The organism is Embleya sp. NPDC008237 (assembly GCF_042956465.1).
GTDB lineage: Bacteria > Actinomycetota > Actinomycetes > Streptomycetales > Streptomycetaceae > Embleya.
This window is the reverse complement of record NZ_JBIBGL010000013.1, coordinates 124,104-143,846: the sequence shown is the minus strand read 5'-3', so window position 1 is coordinate 143,846 and position 19,743 is coordinate 124,104. Positions and strand designations below refer to the sequence as shown.

The window sequence follows — 19,743 nt, the reverse complement described above, 5'->3', positions numbered from 1 at the left end:
AGGTTGCGCGATGAGGGCACCACGCATGGCACCGCGCCCGGGTGACCTGGGGCGCGAGAACACACCCGACCCCGTTGTCCGGACGGAGCCCATGCCTCTCGTCGAGCGCGATTTCATCCAACGCGAACTGCGCGAACATCTGGCCGCGGTCCGCGACACCGGCGAGGGCCGGGTCGCGGTGGTCACCGGCCAGGCGGGCATGGGCAAGTCCGCCGTACTCGAATGGGCCCGGCACACGGCCGAGTCCGAGGGCTTCACCTCGCTCCACGTGATCGGCTACGACCTGGAGAAGGTCCGGGTCTACGGTCTGGTGAAACGGCTGTTCAAGGACCTGTCCACGCTCGCCCCCGAGGCCCGGAAGGAACGGCTCGGCGAGTGGCACGGCATCCTCGGGCCGATCTTCGGCGGTCCGCGCCAACCCGGGGAGGCGCCGGACACAGAGGATGTGCTGTCCGCCCTCGACGCCGTCGTCCGCGGCTACGTGCGGGAGCGTGCGCCGCTGATCATGGTCATCGACGACGCGCATTGGGGCGACCCCCCGTCGATGGAGTGGCTTGCCCAATTCACCATCAAGGTGCGCGATTTCCCGATCCTGATCGTGGTGTCCTACCGCCCGGACGAGTACGTCCCCGCTCTGGAGCCATCGCTGCGCACGCTCGACCACGTCGCCGGTCGAACGGCGACCAGATTGACGGCGTTGGGCCTCGAGAGCACCGCGGCGGTCGTCCGGCACCGTTTCCCCGACCGGCCGGTCGACGACGCGTTCGCCGAGCACTGCCATCACTGCTGCGGCGGAGAGCCGCAGACTCTGCGGGAACTGCTGCGGTTCGTCGAGGCGTCCCGGATCGAGCCGCTCGCGTCCTCGCTGCCCCGGCACGGCGTCGCGATGGAGCAGCACGCGGCCCTCGCGTACGTCGACAAGCACTTCAAGAAGCGATTCTCCCGGCTCGCGCCGGACTCCCGCCGGCTGGCGCTGGCCGCCGCGATCCTGACGCCGCACGTGACGATCGGTCGCGCTTCCCGGCTCACCGGGTTGACCCCGGAAGCGATCATCGCCGCCGCCGAGGACCTGTACCGGCAGGAGATCCTCACGTCGGTCGACGACCCGCGCTCGAACTGGGGTTTCACCCACCCGCTGGTCCGACTCGCGGTCTACCGCCATTGCTTCGAGGCGAACGAGCGCAGTGCGATGCACCACGAGGCGGCCCGACTGTTGCGCGCGGACCGCTTCTCCGCGCAGACCGCGGCGACACACGCGTTGAAGGTGTTCGGCGTCCGGGACGAGTGGGCGGCGAACGTGATGGTGGACGCGGCCCGCGAGTGTCTGGCCTCCGGTGTCCCGAAGGCCGGCGTGACCTACCTCGAACACGCGTTGGCGGAGCTCGCGCCGACGCACATGCGCGCCTGGCTCTACTACAACATCGGCCGCGCGCTCTTCGTCAACGACCCCACCGCCAGCCTCGAACCGCTGACCAAGGCGCTCCAGGAGGCCGACGAACCGGGCACGGAGTTGCGCACCCACATCGTCGTCGAACTCGGCCGCTCGTACGCGTTCAGCGGACAACTGCCCAAGAGCATCGCGCTCTTGGAGCGAGAGATCCAGATCACCCCGGTCGGGAAACGACCGAGGCTGTATGCCGACCTGTTCATGTGGGCCGCGTTCTGGGAGGACGACGCCGGTTTCGCCTCACGCGCGCACAACCTGCAGCGGCTGACCGTACGCCTGAACACCGAGGGCGCCACGACCCGGACGAACTACTCGCTGTTCGCTCTGGTCGCCTGGTACGGAGTGCTCACGGGACGGCGGTTGCAGACGACCACCAAGTTCGCCCGCGCGGCACTGGGACCGGAGGCGGCGAACAAGGAGCGCCCCGGATTCAGTTGGGTCGAGGACGGCTGGGGCTTCGAGATCCCGATGGTGCTCACCCTGACGTTCATCTACTGCGACCTGTTCAAGGAGGCGCACGAACTCCTGGAGAGCGGCATGGCCGAACTCCGGGACAACGGTCGCCAACGCGCACACCTGTCCTACGGCCACGCCTTTCGGGCGATGTTGTCCTACCGACAGGGCAAGCTCAAGGAGGCCCGCAAGCAGGCCGAGACCGGCTTGGACATGGCCCGCAAACTGGGCGAGGGCACGCCGTCGCAGTGGTACGCGGCCGGTGTGCTGATCCAGACCCTGATCGCGCTGGGCGATCTCGACGAGGCCGAGAAGATCGCGCACCGGATCGGCTTCGACGATCCGGCGAAGGCCGAACAGGCCACCCGCGTCCTGCCGGTCCCGGCCATCGTGCTCGCCGAACTGCGGATCGCCCAGGGCAGGCACGACGAGGTGATCCGGCCGCTGACCGAGCTCGGCGCCCGGCTGCGCGCCCGCGGCATGGACAACCCGGCGTGGTGTCCGTGGGGCCTGCTGCTGGCCGAGGCGTTGAACGCCGAGGGGCCACAGCAGAACAAGAAGCTGGCCCGCGAGGTGGCCAAGCAGGCCGTCGCCCGGGCGGACACGTTCTACGCCCCGGTGGCCGCCGGCCAGGCCAAACGGGTGGCCGGGATGATCGAGGACAACGTCAACGCCCAACAGGCGCTGTGGGACGCGGCGGTCGCCTTGGAGGGCGTCGGCGCCAACTACGAATACGCCAAGGCGCTGCTCGCCTACGGCGACCGGCTGCGCAAGGACGGCCACAAGCCGGACGCCATCGGCGAGTTGGAGCGGGCCCGGGACACCGCGATGGCCTGTGGCGCGATCCCGGTGCAGACCCGGGCCGCGGCGATGGTGGAGGCCCTGGTCGGTGCCACCGCACTGCCGCCGGTCGACCACGAGCGCGCGGATGCGGACGAGTGGGTGGACGAGTACACCGGCGGATACAGCCCGTTCGGGATCCCGCATCGCGACGAGGCCCGCCCCGACGCGGACGGCGATCGTTCCGAGACCTGGCCGTTCCGCGAGGGCCCGACCCGTCGGCCGGAGCCGGAGTAGCCGCGCGCGGACCCGGCCGCGCACCGGCGACGGGGAAACCGGATCGGGACGCGAACGCACCGGCGATCGGCGGCGGCGCGCGGTCCCGGTACGGTAGCGGGGTGATCGACACTGCTGCTTCCTCCCCCGTTGGTGCCGTCGCCGCTGGTCTCGCGACGATCGCCGCAGACGGCACCGTCCTGGACACCTGGTACCCCGCACCCGAGCTGACCTCGGGCGACGTCGACGGCAAGGCCGAGACCGTTCGCCTGTCCGCCGACGAGGCGATCGAGGCGCTCGGCGCCGACGCCGCGGCCGGCCTGGGCACCGACGCGGTGCGCGGGGTCGAGGTCGTCGCCGTGCGTACGGTGATCGCGTCCCTGGCCGCCGGCCCGGTGGACACCCACGACGCGTACCTGCGTCTGCATCTGCTCAGCCACCGCCTGGTCCGCCCGCACGGGCAGAGCCTGGACGGACTGTTCGGCGTGCTCCCGAACGTCGCGTGGACCAACCTGGGCGCCGTCCCGGTCGACGGCGTGGACGCCGCCCGGCTGCGGGCCCGGGCCGCGCGGGTGCCGTTCGAGGTGGCCGGCGTGGACAAGTTCCCCCGGATGACCGAGTTCGTGGTGCCCAGTGGCGTGCGCATCGCCGACACCACCCGGGTCCGCCTGGGCGCGCACCTGGCGCCCGGCACCACCGTGATGCACGAGGGCTTCTGCAACTTCAACGCGGGCACCCTGGGCGCGTCGATGGTCGAGGGCCGGATCAGCGCGGGCGTCGTGGTGGGCGACCACAGCGACATCGGCGGCGGCTCGTCGATCATGGGCACGCTCTCCGGCGGCGGCAAGGAGACCATCTCGGTCGGCGAGCGCTGCCTGCTGGGCGCCAACGCGGGCATCGGCATCTCGCTCGGCGACGACTGTGTGGTCGAGGCGGGCTGCTACATCACCGCCGGCACCCGGGTGACCACCCCGGACGGCAAGGTGGTCAAGGCCGCCGAGCTCTCCGGCCGGGACGGCCTGCTCTTCCGCCGCAACTCGGTCACCGGCACGATCGAGGCGATCGCCCGGACCAAGTCTTGGGGCGCGCTGAACGAGGAACTGCACAAGAACGACTGACCCGCTCCCGGGCGGGGCCGGCGGAATCTCCGCCGCCCCGCCCGGGGTTGCTCACTCCGCGGTCGGGTCCGGGGCTGCCCGGGTGCCCACTCCCCGATCGGGGCGGGAGCCGCCCACTCCTCGGCTCACTCCTCGACCAGGTCGGCCGGCTTGGCACCGGTGGCCACGGCGCGGATCACCTTGCCGGTGGGCGTGCGCGGCAGCGGCTCGGTGCGCAGTTCCCAGTGCGCGGGCACCTTGAAATGCGCCAGGCGCTCCGCGACGTACGCGCCGAGCAGCTCGGCGGTGAGCACCGCGCCGGGCGCGGGCACCACGATCGCCTTGACCTCCTCGCCCCACTCCGGATGCGGCACGCCGACCACCACCGACTCGGCCACGTCGGGGTGCGCGTCCAGGCAGTGTTCGATCTCCGCCGGGTAGACGTTCTCCCCACCGCGCAGGATCAGGTCGCTGCGCCGGGTGGCCAGGTGGAACCGGCCGTTCCGGGTGTAGCCGAGGTCGCCGGTGCGCAGCCGGCGGTCCGGCGTGAGCGCCTTGGCGGTGGCCTCGTCGTTGCCCCAGTAGCCGAGCATCACCAGCGGGCTGCGGATCCACAGCTCGCCCTCCACGCCCTCCGGCTGCGGCCGACCGTCCTGGTCGTGGACGGTCACCTCCACGGTCGGCACGGCCGCCCCGATCGCGCCCGGCTCCTCCTGGAGCTGCGCGGCGCCCGCGGTGGTGGCCACCCCGCCGGACTCGGTCAGCCCGTATCCGACGCCGAGCGCGCCCTTCGCGTTCGGGAACACCTCCTGGAGCCGGCGCACCAGTTCGGGGGAGAAGGCCGCGCTGCCGCCGCCCAGCCGGGTGACCGAGGACAGGTCGTACCTCGGGGTGTCCGGGTGGTTGGCGACCCGCCAGCCCAGCGTGGGCACCAGCGACCACGTGGTGCAGCGCTCGCGCTCGATCAGGTCGAGCAGTCGGGGCACCTCGAACCGGCCGCTGTAGAGCACCATGGTCTGCCCGCCGGCCAGCGCGGCCACCGCGCCCGCGAGCAGTCCCGAGACATGGAAGAACGGGCTGTTCACCAGCCACCGCCCGGGCGGCGCCTGGGCGAGCACCTCGGCGGGCAGGTGTGCGGTCGCCCGGGCGGCGAGCAGCGCCTGGAGGTTCTGCATCGCAACCACGTTGCGATGGGTGAGCACGGCGCCCTTGGGCCGGCCGGTGGTGCCGGAGGTGTACAGGATCAGTGCGGGGTCGTCCTCGTCGGCGGCGCCCGGCGGCAGCTCGGCATCGGGCGCGTAGGCCGCCAGGGCGGCGCACTGGGCCTCGATCTCCAGCACCGGCACACCCAGGCTCCGCTCGGCCTCCGACGCCCCGCCCAGGCGCTCCAGCCGACGCCGGTCGGCGACCAGCAGCGCGGGGGCGCAGTCGCGTACGCCGTAGCGGATCTCGTCGGCGGCCCACCATCCGTTCATGCCGACGGTGATCGCACCCAGCGCCGCGGCGGCCTGAAACACCGTCAGCCACTCGGGCCGGTTGGCGGCCAGGATCGCGACCCGATCCCCCGGGCCGATTCCGTATCGCTCGCGCAGTGCGAGTGCGGTCGAGGCGATGTCGCGCACGTGTTCGGCGAAGCCGATCCGGCGGTCCTCGTACACGAGGTACTCGCGGTCGCCGAACCGACGGGCCCGCTCGACGAACGCGGTGATCGACCGTGGGCGATCGGCCAGGACGCGCAACGGCACGCCGAGCACGTCCTCTTCGACGAGCGCGAACGGTCCGCCGGGGGCGGTCAGGGCGAGAAGGGCGGCGTCGGGTGCGGGCGCGGCGGAGTTCGTGGTGGCCATGGGGCGGACCCTAGAACTGCTTGACCGAGTCATTCAAGTGAGCGGGGGTGTGATCTGACACGTGTTCAGGTGGAGAGCGCGTGGGGACGGGGCGCAGCCCACCCACCCGACGGCGGCACCCCACACCGGGCGCCACGGGGCCCGGGCAGGTCGCCCCCGGTGCCCGTGAAACCGCAGCCTCGGCGCCGGACGCGACGGGTGGAGCCGGTGGGTACACACCCGGACCGGGCCGAATCGCGACCGCACCGCGGAGGCGGCCGGCGGCACACCCGCGCTCGGGTCAGTCCCTGGCCACCATCATCGGCATCAGGGCGTTGTCGACCAGGGATTCGATCTCGGCCCGGGACATCGGCACACCGGTGAGGGTGAACCGTTGGCACAGGACGGAGGGGCCGGCGAGCACGCATTCGGGGGCGAGCGCGCCCGTGCGGGCCTCGCCGCGGGCGATCGCGTCGGTGATCAGCTCCACGAGGAGGGACTGCCAGGGCCCGATCACCCGGTGCTCCCACATCTCGGCGAACTCGTGGTGGCGGCACATCTCGCCGCTGAGCACCCGCATGCCCAGGCCGAGCGCTCCGTGCATGCCGTGGGCGACGGTCTCCAGGTAGACGACCAGGTCGGCGCGCAACGCGCCGGGCAGCGTCAGCGATTGCGGATCGGGCAGCGCGGCGGAGAGTGCGTCGGCGACCATGCCCATCTTGTCCGCCCAGCGGCGATACAGGGCCGACTTGCCGGTCCCGGCTCGGGTCGCGACACCTTCGAAGGTCAGGGCGCCGTAGCCGCGCTCGCCGAGCTCGGCGAGCACCGCCTCGGTGATCGCTCGCTCCAGCGTGACGCCGCGCTTTCGGGGCCGCTGTCTGTAGTCGGTGACCAGCAGGGCTGTCTCGACGTGACCCGCGCGTACTCCTGTGCTCACTCTCGCCTCCGCTCGCCATGGTACAGAAAACGTTTGCGTTCTCTAAGGCAAAAGCCCTAGATTCGCGTAGAGAACGCTCACGTCCACTAGTAATGCGAGGCAATCCATGACGACGGCACCTTCCGAGGTCGCCGGCTCGACCGGATCCCCGTCCGTCGACGCGCCCCACGCGCGCCGCGGATTGGCCTTGGCCCTGTTGGCAGGGGCCCAGTTGATGATCGTGCTCGACGCGACCATCGTGAACATCGCCCTGCCCGACATGGGCAAGGCGCTCGACATCAGTGAAACATCGCTCTCGTGGGTGATGAACGCGTACATGCTGACCTTCGGCGGCCTGCTGCTGCTGGGTGGTCGGCTCGGTGACCTCTTCGGCCGACGCCGCCTGCTGGCGCTCGGCCTGATCGTGTTCACCGTCGCGAGCCTGCTCGGCGGGTTCGCCACCAGCGAGGCGCTGTTGTTGGCCGCGCGGGCCCTGCAGGGCGTCGGTGGCGCGATGGTGGCCCCCGCGGTCCTGTCGCTGGTGACCACCACCTTCGAGGAAGGCCCGGAACGCAACAAGGCGTTCGGTGTCTATGCGGCGGTGTCGGGCATGGGTTCGGCGGTCGGCCTGCTCATGGGTGGCCTCCTGGTCGAGTACCTGTCCTGGCGTTGGGTCATGTTCGTCAACGTGCCCATCGGCATCGCGCTCGTCGCGGCGTTGCCGCTGGCGATACCCGACGACGCGAAGACCGGCGAGAAGGCGATCTGGCGCGGCCGGTTGGACATCCCCGGCGCGCTGACCTCCACCCTCGGTGTGACCGCCCTGGTCTACGGCGTCATCCGCGCCGCGGAAAAGAGTTGGACCGACGGGCTGACGGTGGGTTCGCTGATCGTCTCGGCGGTGCTGCTCGCGGCCTTCATCGCGATCGAGCTTCGGGTCGAACGGCCGCTGATGCCGATGCGGCTGTTCCGCAACCGCAACCGCTCGGCGAGCTACGTGGTGATGGCGCTCGCGGCGGGCGGCATGATGGGCGCGTTCTTCTTCATCACGCTCTACATGCAGATCGTCGCGGGCTACTCGCCGATCAAGGCCGGTCTGGCCTATCTCCCGCTGTGCGCGGGCGTGATGATCTCGGCCCAGTTCACCAGCGTGATGCTGCCCAAGATCGGGCCGCGGGTGCTGCTGACCGTGGGTCCGATCCTGGCCGGTCTGGGTCTGTTCTACCTGTCCCTGCTCGAGGTCGACTCGACCTACGTCGTGGGCCTGCTGCCCGCGATGCTGGTGTTCGGTCTGGGCATGGGCCTGATCTTCGTCGCGATCATGGCCACCGCGGTGGCCGGGATCGCCCCGGAGGACGCGGGGATCGGCTCCGCGATGCTCAACGTCACCCAGCAGGTGGGCGGAGCGGTGGCGATCGCGGTCCTGACCACGATCTACACGAACGCCCGGGACGACGAGTTCAAGCACCAGTTCGGCAAGCTCGGCGAGAAGGCGATCAACAACGAGGCGGTCCGCAACCTGGCCCTCACCGAGGGCTACACGGCCGGCTTCCTGACCGCCTCGATCCTGCTCGGCATCGCCGCCGTGGTCGCCGTGACGGTGCTGCGGGTCGGCAAGTCCGACCTGCCCACCGACGCTCCCGGCGGCCTGCACTAGGCCGACGTGCAGACATGCTGACAAACCGTCGGTACTGCGACACCCGGGCCCGGTTCGATCCGAACCGAGTCCGGGTGTTCGTGTCCGTGGCCGCCGTTCGTCCGATTCGAACCGATCGGAGCGGGAATTTCCGCTTCCGCGGCCACTCTTCGTGATCGGCGTCTGGGGGAATCCCCTGTGTTTCGGCCGAAGCGGGACGCGGCGTGGGCGGCAGACCGGGCAGGCGGGTACCCTGCGACAGGCAGCGGGTGCTCCACCCCGGGGCACCTCTATCGCGACGACGGGACGACCGGCGCCGTGGCACTCCTCCCGCCTGTTCCTGTCGAAACGGCCGCTCGGCGGGGATGATGGGCGGTGGGGCGACTTCGGGGGGATTGTGACGGAACACGGATGGCCGGGTGAGCCACCGGCCAAGGGGGATCCGGAACGGATCGGTCCCTATGTGGTGCTCGGCCGACTCGGTGCCGGTGGCATGGGCCGCATCTATCTGGGGCGTTCGCCCTTCGGGCGACTCGTCGCGATCAAGACGATCCGTTCCGAGTTGGGTGGCGACCCGGGCTTCCGCGCGCGCTTCGCGCAGGAGGTGGCCGCGGCCCGCCGGGTCAGCGGCGTGTTCACCGCCGCCGTGGTCAACGCCGATCCGGACGCCGCGGTGCCCTGGCTGGCCACCGCGTACGTGCCCGCGCCCTCGCTCGAATCCCTGGTCCGCGCATGCGGCCCGCTGCCGCCGCGCGCGGTGCGCTGGATGGCCGCGGGCATCGCCGAGGCGCTGGAGTCCGTGCACGCCGCCGGGCTGGTGCACCGCGACCTGAAGCCGTCCAACGTCCTGGTGGCCAGTGACGGGCCCAAGGTGATCGACTTCGGCATCTCGCGCGCCGCCGACTTCGGCTCGCTCACCATGACCGGCGTCGCGGTCGGGACACCGGCCTACATGTCGCCGGAACAGGCCCAGGGCGTCCGCGACATCACTCCCGCGAGCGACATGTTCTCGCTCGGCGCGACGCTGGTGTACGCCGCGACCGGGCATTCGCCCTACCCCGACCGCAAGCCCGCCGAGGCGCTGTTGCGCCTGGTCACCGGCTCCCCCGACCTGGACGGGCTGCCGCCGGAGCTGACCGGTCTGGTCAACCTGTGCATGCAGCGCGCCGCGGAACACCGGCCGAGCCCGACCCAGTTGCTCAACCAGCTCGCGCCGCTCCTGGACGACAGCGATGCGGACAGCCAACTGCCGGACAACGCGTCGGCGATGGTGCAGCGGTTCGAGAGCCAGTACCGGCCGACCATGGGCCCGCGCACTCCGCCCGTGCGCGAAGTGGTCGAGCCGGAGCGTCCCGAGGTGCCGGAGAACGTGCGCCCGGACCCGAACAACATGGGCAAGCTGCCGAACCAGGTGCGCGAGGAGCCGCGCCCGGCACCGCGCCCCGAGCCGCACCGGTCCGCGCCGCCACCGCCGCAGCGCCCGCCGACCAACCCGACCCGCAAGCCCCCGCCCCGGCCGCCGGCGCCACCGACGAACACGCCGGTGACCGGGCAGCCGGGCGGCCCGCGACCGGTCGGGCGACAGGTGTCCACGTCGTCCCCGTCGCCGGCGCTGCCGACCGAACGGGTGGCCAGGCCGCCGGCGCCGATACCCAACTCTCCGGTCACGTGGCCGGAGAGCGGGCCCGACGTGCCGCGCCAGCACCCCACTCCGCCGCGCACCCCCACCGGCGGTCTGGAGACCTCGCCGGTGTGGCGGTTCACCGCGACCGGGGAGATCCTCACTCCGCCGGTGCGCGCGGGTTCCGGTCGAACCGCCCGCGTCCACGTGCACAGCAACGACAACGGGCTGCACACCCTGCATCTGGCCACCCGCGAGTGGCGGTTCGACTCGTCGGGCTGGTCGCACCCGCCCGCCGTGGACGGCGAGCTGATGTACCTCAGCAGCCAGGACAACCATGTCTACGCCCTGGAGCTGACCTCGCGTCAGTGGCGCTGGAGCTTCCCCACCGGCGGCGAAGTGGTGGCCGCCCCCGTGGTCGCCGACGGCACCGTGTACTTCGGCTCCAGCGACAACGCGCTGTACGCCGTGGACGCGGCCACCGGGCGATGTCGCTGGCGCTTCCCCACCGGCGGCTGGGCCACCTCGCCCACCGTCGTGGACGGCACGGTCTACTTCGGCTCCAGCGACCGCTGCGTGTACGCGCTGGACGCCGCGACCGGCTGGTGTCGGTGGCGCTTCGCCACGGGCGGCTGGGTGTCCTCGCCGACCGTGGCGAACGGCATCGTGCACGTCGGCAGCACCGACCAGTACCTGTACCTGCTCAACGCCACCGACGGCGCGATGCGCGGGTGGTTCGGCGCGGGCGGCCCGGTCGCCCAGCCCGCCACGGCCGGCAACCTGTCCTTCTTCGGCAGCGGCGACGGCGGGCTGTACGCGGTCGACGTCAACACCACGCGCTGCGTGTGGCGGTTCGGCGCCGAAGGGTGGGTCACCTCGCCGGTGGTCGCCGACGACATCGTGTACGCGGGCAGCAGCAACGGCTCGGTGATAGCGGTGGGCCTGGGCGGCGAACCCCGCTGGCGCTTCACCACCGGCGGCCGGGTGACCTCGCCGGTCGTGGCCGACGGGCTGCTCTTCGTGGGCAGCGCCGATCGGCATCTGTACGTGCTCGACGCGGCCACCGGAAAGGGCCCCTCGGTGGCGACGCCCACCGGCTGATCACGACGCGGGTTCGGTCGACTCCCCCTGGGGGCGGATCCGCGTCGTCGATCACGTTAAGGTAACAAAACTACCGATCGATCGGGAGTCGTCGTACAGTCTCCCGCGCCGGAGTCGATCGGGTGCGCTGCACCGCCCACGAGCGACTCCGGCACGATTGCGGCACGCCCGCACCACCGCGCCGGGCCGGCCCGCACACTCGGGGCCGGCCCGGCGACTCGTTCCGCCTCGCCCTGCCGGTACGACCGGCCGTCCGTACCTCGCGCCCCGCAGCACCGCCGCCGCCCGCCCGGACACCTGCCGCGGCACCCGTTCCGCGATCCGATCCGCGAGCGCACGCATCGCCCGAGTACCGCGAGCCCGCCCGCCGCACGGGAGTTCGGCCCGGAAAAAAACAAAACGATCTCGGAGCCGAATACCTCGAACCACGGTCCGAGACCCTCGACTCCAAGATCGTTTCCGGGTGTTCCCTGCGGTCAGCGGGCACCGATGGGGGTGTAGTCGCGCAGCGCGACGCCGGTGTACACCTGGCGCGGGCGGCCGATCTTCGCCTTCGGGTCGGCGATCATCTCCTGCCAGTGGGCAATCCAGCCCGGCAGCCGACCGATCGCGAACAGCACCGTGAACATCTCGGTGGGGAAACCCATCGCCCGGTAGATGAGGCCGGTGTAGAAGTCCACGTTCGGGTAGAGCTTGCGCTCGACGAAGTAGTCGTCGGCGAGGGCGCGCTCTTCCAACTGCATCGCGAGGTCGAGCAGTTCGTCCTTCTTGCCCATCCGGGACAGGACGTCGTCGGCGGCCTTCTTGATGATCGTCGCGCGCGGGTCGCGGCTCTTGTACACCCGGTGGCCGAAGCCCATCAGGCGCACGCCGTCTTCCTTGTTCTTCACCTTGTTCACGAACGAGTCGATGTCGCCACCGTCGTTCTTGATCTGCTCCAGCATCTCCAGCACCTGCTGGTTGGCGCCGCCGTGCAGCGGACCCCACAGCGCGTTGATGCCGGCCGAGATGGACGCGAACATGTTCGCCTGGCTGGAGCCGACCAGTCGCACCGTCGAGGTCGAGCAGTTCTGCTCGTGGTCGCCGTGCAGGATCAGCAGCTTGTCGAGCGCGTCCACCACGACCGGGTCGGCCTTGTAGGACTCGGCCGGGACCGCGAAGGTCATCCGCAGGAAGTTCTCGACGTAGCCGAGCGAGTTGTCCGGGTAGAGCATCGGCTGGCCGACCGACTTCTTGAACGCGTAGGCCGCGATCGTCGGCAGCTTCGCCAACAGCCTTATCGCCGAGAGCCGGACCTGCTCCTCGTCGAACGGGTTGTGGCTGTCCTGGTAGAACGTGGACAGCGCGGACACCACGGACGACAACATCGCCATCGGGTGCGCATCGCGCGGGAAGCCGTCGTAGAACCGCTTGACGTCCTCGTGCAGCAGGGTGTGCTGGGTGATCTCGTCGCGGAAGTTGTCCAGCGCGCTCGCGGACGGCAGTTCGCCGTAGATCAGCAGGTATGCCGTCTCCAGGAACGTACCCTGCTCGGCGATCTGCTCGATCGGGTAACCGCGGTAGCGGAGGATGCCCTCCTCGCCGTCGATGAAGGTGATCGCCGATTTACACGCGGCGGTGTTGACGAACCCTCCGTCGTAGGTCACCAGCCCCGTCTTGGCGCGAAGTGTCGAGATGTCCACGGCGGTGTCGCCGATGGTGCCCTCGACCAGCGGAAGGGTGTGCTCGTTTCCTTGGTGGCGCAGTACTACCGAGTCCTCGCTCATGGGGGTCCCCTACTTCTCGGCTCAGGCTCCGGCAGCCACCCGGATCGTGTCCGTGCGGTTCCGGTCTTTGTGACATGTGTGCATCAGTACGAATAGCAGGCGCGCGAGGCGACCTCGCAGCCACCTCCCACACGAACGACAAACCGTGAGCCGCGTCACCTGACCCAGGGTGGCGGGTCGTGGTGCCCAGAGTCATCGTCGCAACGGTGCACGCGTTTGGGCTTCCCGCTACGAGTGTCACCCATGCGGCGCCATGATGAGGGCACACGATCCGGTGGTTCGGGGGGACGTTGCGTGACCGATGTCAGGAGGCGGGGCCCGGCCCCGCTGGACGCGTACGATCCGCGCCGGATCGGCCCCTACCGGGTGCTCTCCCGGCTCGGTCGGGGCGGCATGGCCCGGGTCTTCCTCGGCCTGTCCCCCGCCGGCCGCCTGGTCGCGATCAAGACCATCCTGGCCGAGCTGGACCACGACCCGGACTTCCGCCGCCGCTTCGCCCGCGAGGTGCACGCGGCCCGACTGGTCAGCGGGGTGTTCACGGCCGCGGTGGTGGCCGCCGACCCGGAGGCGGCCCGGCCGTGGCTGGCCACCGCGTACGTGCCCGCGCCGTCGCTGCGCGAGGTGGTCGACGAGTGCGGCCCGCTGCCGCCGGACGCGGTGCGCTGGCTGGCCGCCGGCGTGGCCGAGGCACTCGGCGCGATCCACGGCGCCGGCCTGGTGCACCGCGACCTGGCGCCGGGCAACATCCTGGTCACCCTGGACGGACCCAAGGTGATCGACTTCGGGCTCGCGCTGGCCGAGGACCAGGACACCGTCAACCTGGTCGGCACGATCGCGTACATGGCCCCCGAACAGATCGAGGGCGAGTCCGGCACCGTGCGCTCGGACGTGTACGCGATGGGCGCCACGCTGCTGTTCGCGGGCACCGGTCACGCACCGTACGAGGGCAGCGCGATGCGGGTGATGAACGCCGTACGCACCCGCGATCCGGACCTGACCGGGCTGCCGGACGCGCTGCTGCCGCTGGTCGAGTCGTGCCTGCGCCGCCGCGCCGATCGACGGCCGACGCCGGACCGGGTGCTCGCCGACTTCGCCGACCTGCTGGGCAACCGCCGGCGACCGCACGAGGCGGCCACGTGGCTGCCGCGCCCCGTGCTCGACCTGCTCCACGAGCAGGAGCGGCGGCTCGGGCGTTGGTCGCGCGGACCCGCCGACGAACCGGCCGGCGGCTCCGCCCGTCCGGCGCCCGAGCCGGAACCCGTGCGGGCCCCCTCCGCCGAACGCCCGCGCCCGACCCGACCCGCACCCCGACGGTCCGCCGAACCCACCGTGGACCGGCCCGCGCCGGCCCCGACCAAGCGCTACACCGAGGACCCGTACGCTCGCGCGCCGATGCTCGACCGGATCCACTACGCGGTGAGCGACACGGGCGCGGCGACCGTGTCCGCCTCGTCGCTGTCCGAACCGGCCCTGCGTCGCTGGCACGCCGTGCTGGCTCCGCTGGTCGGGCCCGCGTTGGGCGCCGGGTACTACGGGCCGCGTCGCTCCGCGGTCCGCTTCGGGACGCTCGGCGGCCGAGCGACCGTGATCCGGCGCACCGCCGCGCACGCGCTGGTCCTGATCGCCCCGGCCCGGCTCGACTCCGGATCGGCCCCGCCGGTCGGGCCCCGGCACGCGCTCGCCCTGGGGGCGGCCCCGATCGAGCCGCCCGACCCGGACCACCCGGCCGGCCGGCTCCTGCCCCGCCTCGACCCGGCGGTGCCGGCCGCCGAGCTGGCCCGCCGCGAGGTCGGGCTGCGGCAACGCGCCGGCCGGCATCCGGACGTGCTGACGGACGTGGTCTCGGCGGTGCTCACCCGGCCGGAGGAGACGTTCGCGCTGTCCGAGGCGGACGGCGTGCCCGATCCGGACGCGGTGCTGTGGGGCCTGTGCGAGCTGGTCGGCCCGCTGCTCCCGTACCCGCTGTCGTTCTCCACGCTGAGTGCGCCGGAGCCCGCGGACGAACCCCGGGTGGTGGTGCACCGCCAGTGGCCGGCCGACGACCCGCGGGGCACCCGGCGGCAACGGATCGTCCCGGGCGAGCAGCTGTACTCGATGGGCGACGTGCACCGCGCCGCCGCCGAGGCCCTGGTGCGCTGCTACACCGGTCCGCACCGGGCCGCCATGCCGGCCGCGTTGAGCCCGGCCGGCCCGTTCCGCTCGGCCGAGCCCGCCGCCCGCTCGCAAGCCGTCCTGCGGGCCCTGGAGGGGCGTTAGGAGCCCGTCCACCCGCGGCGGCCTGCCCGGCCTACTCCGGCGGCCGGAGCAGCCCGGCGGTGAGGCCCTCCAACAGGCCCCGGCCCAGGTCCTCGCCGAGCGCCGCCGCGCCGCGCAGGTCGGTCACGAAGGCGCGCAGCGCCCGGAAGGTCTCGCCGTACGCGCGCTGCCGGGCGGGCGGCAGCAGCGGGATCTCGATCCGGCGCACGTCGACCCGAACGATGCTGGATCCGTATCCGGCCCGCTTGGCGTGCGCCGGGTCGGTCAGGAACCCGGCCAGGAACCACGGGTCGAGGGTGGCCGGATCGGGACGCAGCAGGTGCAGGTTGGGCCCGAGCACCGCGTCCTGCTCGGCGGGCCCGGCCACCCGCACCGCGCCCGCCCAGCCGCTCTCGCCGCTGCCGAGCAGGGTCGGCACGATCACGTCGCCGGCCCGGATCCGCGGATGTTGCGCCTCGTCCGCCTCGGCCACGGACAGCCGGGCGCTCGGCGGCACGGCGGCGGCGAGGTCGGTGGTGGTGAGCATCGGCACGGTCGGTCCGGTCGGCGTCTCCTGGCCGCCGCGGCCGGAGCGGGAGGCGCTGCGGTACAGGGTGACCGCGCCGGTGCGGGCCAGGTCGGCGAGTGCGACCGAGCGCCAGGTCGGCGCGCCCGGCTCGGCGGCGGGCACGGCCGGCACCAGCCCCGGGAGCCGGGTCAGCAGGGCGAGCAGGCGTTCCCGGGTGTCGTGCACCCGTTCGGCCACGTTCAGGTCGGCGCGTTCGGGCAGATTGTGCGCCGGGGTCAGGTCCACGTTGTCGTCGAGCAGTTCGATCAGCGGCACGGCGCGGTGCCGACCCGGCACCTCGGCCAGGCCGCCCGGGTCGGTGCCGAACTCGCGCCAGGCGGCCACGGTTTCGTCCGCCCGGGCCGGGTCCTCGATCGCGGCGAACAGCACGTGTGAGGGCATCAGCGTGCCGGAGGGCCGTTCCAGGATCCACAGATGCAGGGCGACCCCGAACGGCGGCGCGGCACCCGCGGGCAGCGCGATCACCGCGCGCAGCGCGCCCCGGCGCAGCAGTTCGGCCCGGATCCGGCGCCCCGAGCCGCGGGCCGCCACGGCCGGCGGCATCAGCAGCACCACCCGGCCGCCGGCCGCCGTGTGGGCGAGCGCGTGCTGGACCCACGCGAGTTCGGATTCGGTGCGTGGCGGCAGGCCGTACTCCCAGCGCGGGTCGTAGGCAAGCTCGTCGTGGCCCCAATTGCGGTCGTTGAACGGCGGGTTGCCCACGACGGTGTCGTACGGCTCGCCGGGCCACGCGTCCGCGCGCAGCGCGTCGCCCTCGGCGATGGCGATGTCCACGTCCGCTCCCGCGTCCGGGTGCAGCGCGATCCGGGCCCGGACCAGTCGGGCCAGGGCCGGCGCCTCGGTCTGCCCGCGCAGCGTGCGGGCGGACCGCACGAAGCCGAGCAACAGATCGCCGTGCGTGGTCGCCGGGTTCAGCACCGAAGTCGCGGATTCGCGCCCCACGCCCGCAAGTTCGGCGATCAGTGCGACGGTGGCCGCGGGCGTGACGCCGCCGGGGCCGGCCGCCGATTCGGCGAACCGGGCGTAGAGGTCGGCGAACACCGCGGGCGCCCCGCGGGTGTCGGCCAGATCGCTCGCGGCGCGCAGCAGCGCCGCGTGCGGGCCGGCCGGCGCGGGTGAGCCGGCCAGCAGGTGGTCACCGAGGTCGGCGAGCCGCTCGGGGATGTCGCCCGAGGCGGCGACCATGCGCCACAGGTGCTCCTCGGGGGCCACCTCGGCGATCTTGCCCTGTGCCCGCAACCAACTCTCCACCTGGGACAGCGCAAAGGTGGGGCTCGCGTCGCTGCCGCCCACGGGCCGCGGGAAGTCGTCGAAGCGCCGACGCCAGTTGCTCACGGCGGCGCGCCCGACACCCGCGATGCGGGCGATCTCGGCAGCGGTGACCTGGGGGCTGGTGGGCACCGTCTCCTCCTCATGGGCCGGGGGTGTGAACCTTCCGGAGTTAACCATAGTGAAGCGACGCAATGCGCGAGCAAAGTCGTTGTTGACACCGTTCACAGGCACTGCTTGTATTGACCCCGACAGCACGGGGCAACCCCGGAAACTTACGCACCGCACTGTCGTCCCCCACGCTCGGCCGTTCGGGCCGACCGACTCGATCGGCGCTGTCCGGGCTCCGAGCCCGCAGTGCCGTCGAACCCGCAGTGCCACCGAAGGGAATCCCTCATGTCCGCGCTCGCTCCCCGGCCGACCGTCCCGCCGCAGTCCGCTTCGACCGCGACTGTGCGGGGACGTCGCCGCGGCCTGATCACCACCGTGGCCGTGGCCGCGACGATCGCCCTGACCGGCTCGCTCGCCGCCTGCGGACCCGAGAAGAAGGAAGAGGGCAAGGCGGCCAGTGCCGCGGTCGAGTCGCCCAAGACCACCGGCGCGGCCGACGCGAGCGCGGCACCCAAGGGCGAATCACCCAAGGGCGAATCGCCCAAGGCGGACGACAAGGGCGACGGCAAGGGCGGCGCCGACAAGGCCGCCCAGGACCTGCTGGCCCACCTCAAGACCACCAAGCACGGCGGCCTGGTGTCCGAGGTCCGGATCGCGAAGCAGTACGACCGCTACGAGATCACCGTCAACACGACGCTGCCCGCCGAGGTCTCCATCACCGAGGACATCAAGGGCGCGAACGCCCGGATGGACAAGGGACAGAAGCTCGCCGTCGAGGCCATGCACTGGGCGCAGGACTCGTCGAGCCTGAACATCTCCTCGGTGTCGGTGCTCGACAAGGAGAAGGGCACCGCCGGCATCGAGAACGGCGCGGAGAAGGACACCGACAAGGCCGGCTCGCAGAAGTACGCCGCCGACCTGCTCGCCAAGCTCAAGACCACGACGTACGGCTCGCTGGTCACCAAGGTCCGGATCGCCAAGACCTACAGCGGCTACGACATCACCGTGCTCACCACGCTGCCGGCCGAGGTCTCGCTCTCCGAGAACCTGTCCGCCGAGTCCGCCCGGATGGACAAGGGCGGCAAGCTCGCCACCGAGGCCAAGCAGTGGGCCGAGAGCAACACCACCCGCAAGGTCTCCTCCGTCGAGGTCCTCGACGTCGAGAAGGGCACCGCGGGGATCGAGAACCTCGGCTGACGAATGCTCGGCCCCGCAGGGGCGACGAGAACGTTCATCCGAACGAAGACTTTCATCCGGGGGGATGAGGGGGGACGCGGGGGCGGGGTGCCATGGGGCGCCCCGCCCCCGCGGCATGTGCGGCGTGTACGGCATGCGCGGCGCGCGGCATGCCGTGCGCCGCGTCGTCGCACCACGGGACCACCGGGTTCACCGGCTCACGGGCTCACGGGCTGCACCGGTCACCGCCACGGCAGGTCGGCAAGCGCCGGCGCTGCGTCGTCGCGCAGGACCGTGCCTTCGATCAGACCGTACGGCCGGTCCGTCGCGTGGTAGACCCCGCCCGCGTCGGGCCGGCCGAACGCGCTCGAGTCGACCGGCACATGGTGCTTGTTCGGCAACTCCAGGCGCACCTCGACCAGGTCCCCCTGCTCGGTCAACACCGCCTCGCCCATCGCGTACAGGGTCTGTTGCAGGGACAGACTGTGCGTCTCGGCGAACGTCCGCAACAACGTGTCGCGGGCCGCGCCGAACGACGCGTCCCAGTCGGTCGACGCGTCGTCGTCGCGCCGATGCCGCCAGCGCGCGTGCACGTTCGTGGCCAAAACCCGGTCCCAAGTGGGCGCCAGCGTGGTGTAACGGTCCGTCAGGAAGCCGTGGAATTCCGACCCGGTGGACTTGAGCACGGTGACGTCCGCGAGACCCGAGCAGATCTCGGTGCCGGCCGGCCCGTGCAGGACACCGGCGTACCGGGAGCCGGCCGCCCGGGTCCACGCGTGTGGATGCGGCCCGTGGGCGGCGGGGATCCGGATCCAGGGATACTCCAGGACACGCACGCGCGCGGTGTCGATCGGGTCGTACGCGTCGACGAAGTGCCGGGCCAGACGCAGCCCGAACGCCTCGATCGCGGGCAGCGGTTCGTCCTGGGCGAAGGCGAACACCACGGCTCGCATCGTGTCGGTCGGGATCACATGGGCGTTGTCGCCGCGCAGATGGGTGTCCGCGAGGTCGCCGGACAGCGACACGGACACGTTGAGATCGCACAGTTCGTGCTCGGTCGCGGTGGTCCGGGTGACCCGGACCAGTCGAACCTCGGCCTTGCCATATCGATTCGGCCCCAGAACGATCGCCATCGGTTCAGCTCCCTCGCCGTGCCGGGTGATGTCGCCGGGTGTCACCGCGTTTTCGCCGTGAAGCCAGGCCCTCTCCGGCGGATCCTGCCGGGCGCGCGGAGCATGGTCAAAGACGCGGATCCGGACATGTCGCGGTGATCCGCGGATGTCGCGGCGCAGGTGGCGGGCGGGCGACGGGCCGGTCCGGGGCCTCGGTGGGGCCTCGCCTCGAAGGGTAGGCTGCGGCACAGTCCGCGGGGAGGCGAGACAGACAGGGCCGGTGGTATGCCCTGGGGCCGCTCCCTGCCTTGGCACAGCACGCACGTAGAGGG

11 protein-coding genes are annotated in these 19,743 nt (G+C 71.9%); 6 read left to right on the top strand and 5 right to left on the bottom strand.

All coding sequences use genetic code 11. The features are described from left to right. Positions 1–91: 91 nt before the first annotated feature. Positions 92–2,977 (top strand): ATP-binding protein, encoded by a 2,886-nt coding sequence (locus tag ACFZBU_RS30835; RefSeq protein WP_391586971.1) that lies wholly within the window; start codon positions 92–94, stop codon positions 2,975–2,977. 101 nt (positions 2,978–3,078) lie between these two features. Continuing rightward, positions 3,079–4,074 (top strand): 2,3,4,5-tetrahydropyridine-2,6-dicarboxylate N-succinyltransferase, encoded by a 996-nt coding sequence (gene dapD, locus ACFZBU_RS30830; RefSeq protein ID WP_391586970.1) that lies wholly within the window; start codon positions 3,079–3,081, stop codon positions 4,072–4,074. A 125-nt stretch (positions 4,075–4,199) separates the two neighbouring features. Here the strand turns inward: dapD and ACFZBU_RS30825 are convergent, their stop codons facing one another. After that, a complete protein-coding gene (locus ACFZBU_RS30825; RefSeq protein ID WP_391586969.1) occupies positions 4,200–5,900 on the bottom strand; it encodes a class I adenylate-forming enzyme family protein in 1,701 nt (566 codons plus the stop codon). Positions 5,901–6,180: 280 nt separating this feature from the next. Next, a complete protein-coding gene (locus ACFZBU_RS30820; protein ID WP_391586968.1) occupies positions 6,181–6,816 on the bottom strand; it encodes a TetR/AcrR family transcriptional regulator in 636 nt (211 codons plus the stop codon). Positions 6,817–6,922: 106 nt separating this feature from the next. On the opposite strand from ACFZBU_RS30820, the gene ACFZBU_RS30815 reads away from it, so the two are divergent. Together ACFZBU_RS30815 and ACFZBU_RS30810 are read left to right on the top strand one after the other, a co-directional pair. Then, positions 6,923–8,452, top strand: a complete 1,530-nt coding sequence (locus ACFZBU_RS30815; protein ID WP_391586967.1) for an MFS transporter — start codon at positions 6,923–6,925, stop codon at positions 8,450–8,452. Between the two features lie 376 nt (positions 8,453–8,828). After that, complete coding sequence (locus tag ACFZBU_RS30810) at positions 8,829–11,153, top strand: PQQ-binding-like beta-propeller repeat protein (RefSeq protein ID WP_391586966.1); 2,325 nt, start codon at positions 8,829–8,831, stop codon at positions 11,151–11,153. A 476-nt stretch (positions 11,154–11,629) separates the two neighbouring features. Here the strand turns inward: ACFZBU_RS30810 and ACFZBU_RS30805 are convergent, their stop codons facing one another. Next, entirely contained in the window at positions 11,630–12,919 is a 1,290-nt protein-coding gene (locus tag ACFZBU_RS30805) for a citrate synthase (RefSeq protein ID WP_020555562.1), read from the bottom strand. Positions 12,920–13,213: 294 nt separating this feature from the next. Here ACFZBU_RS30805 and ACFZBU_RS30800 point away from each other — a divergent pair, with 294 nt between their 5' ends. Next, positions 13,214–15,175: a protein kinase gene (locus ACFZBU_RS30800; protein WP_391586965.1), complete on the top strand. Its 1,962-nt coding sequence runs from the start codon at positions 13,214–13,216 to the stop codon at positions 15,173–15,175. Positions 15,176–15,206: 31 nt separating this feature from the next. Here ACFZBU_RS30800 and ACFZBU_RS30795 read toward each other — a convergent pair whose 3' ends face one another. Further along, entirely contained in the window at positions 15,207–17,144 is a 1,938-nt protein-coding gene (locus tag ACFZBU_RS30795; RefSeq protein ID WP_391586964.1) for an N-6 DNA methylase, read from the bottom strand. 264 nt (positions 17,145–17,408) lie between these two features. On the opposite strand from ACFZBU_RS30795, the gene ACFZBU_RS30790 reads away from it, so the two are divergent. Next, positions 17,409–18,320, top strand: coding sequence for a hypothetical protein (locus ACFZBU_RS30790; protein WP_391586963.1), 912 nt, complete (start codon positions 17,409–17,411; stop codon positions 18,318–18,320). 221 nt (positions 18,321–18,541) lie between these two features. Here ACFZBU_RS30790 and pucL read toward each other — a convergent pair whose 3' ends face one another. After that, positions 18,542–19,432 (bottom strand): factor-independent urate hydroxylase, encoded by an 891-nt coding sequence (gene pucL, locus ACFZBU_RS30785; protein ID WP_391586962.1) that lies wholly within the window; start codon positions 19,430–19,432, stop codon positions 18,542–18,544. Between the last annotated feature and the right edge of the window lie 311 nt (positions 19,433–19,743).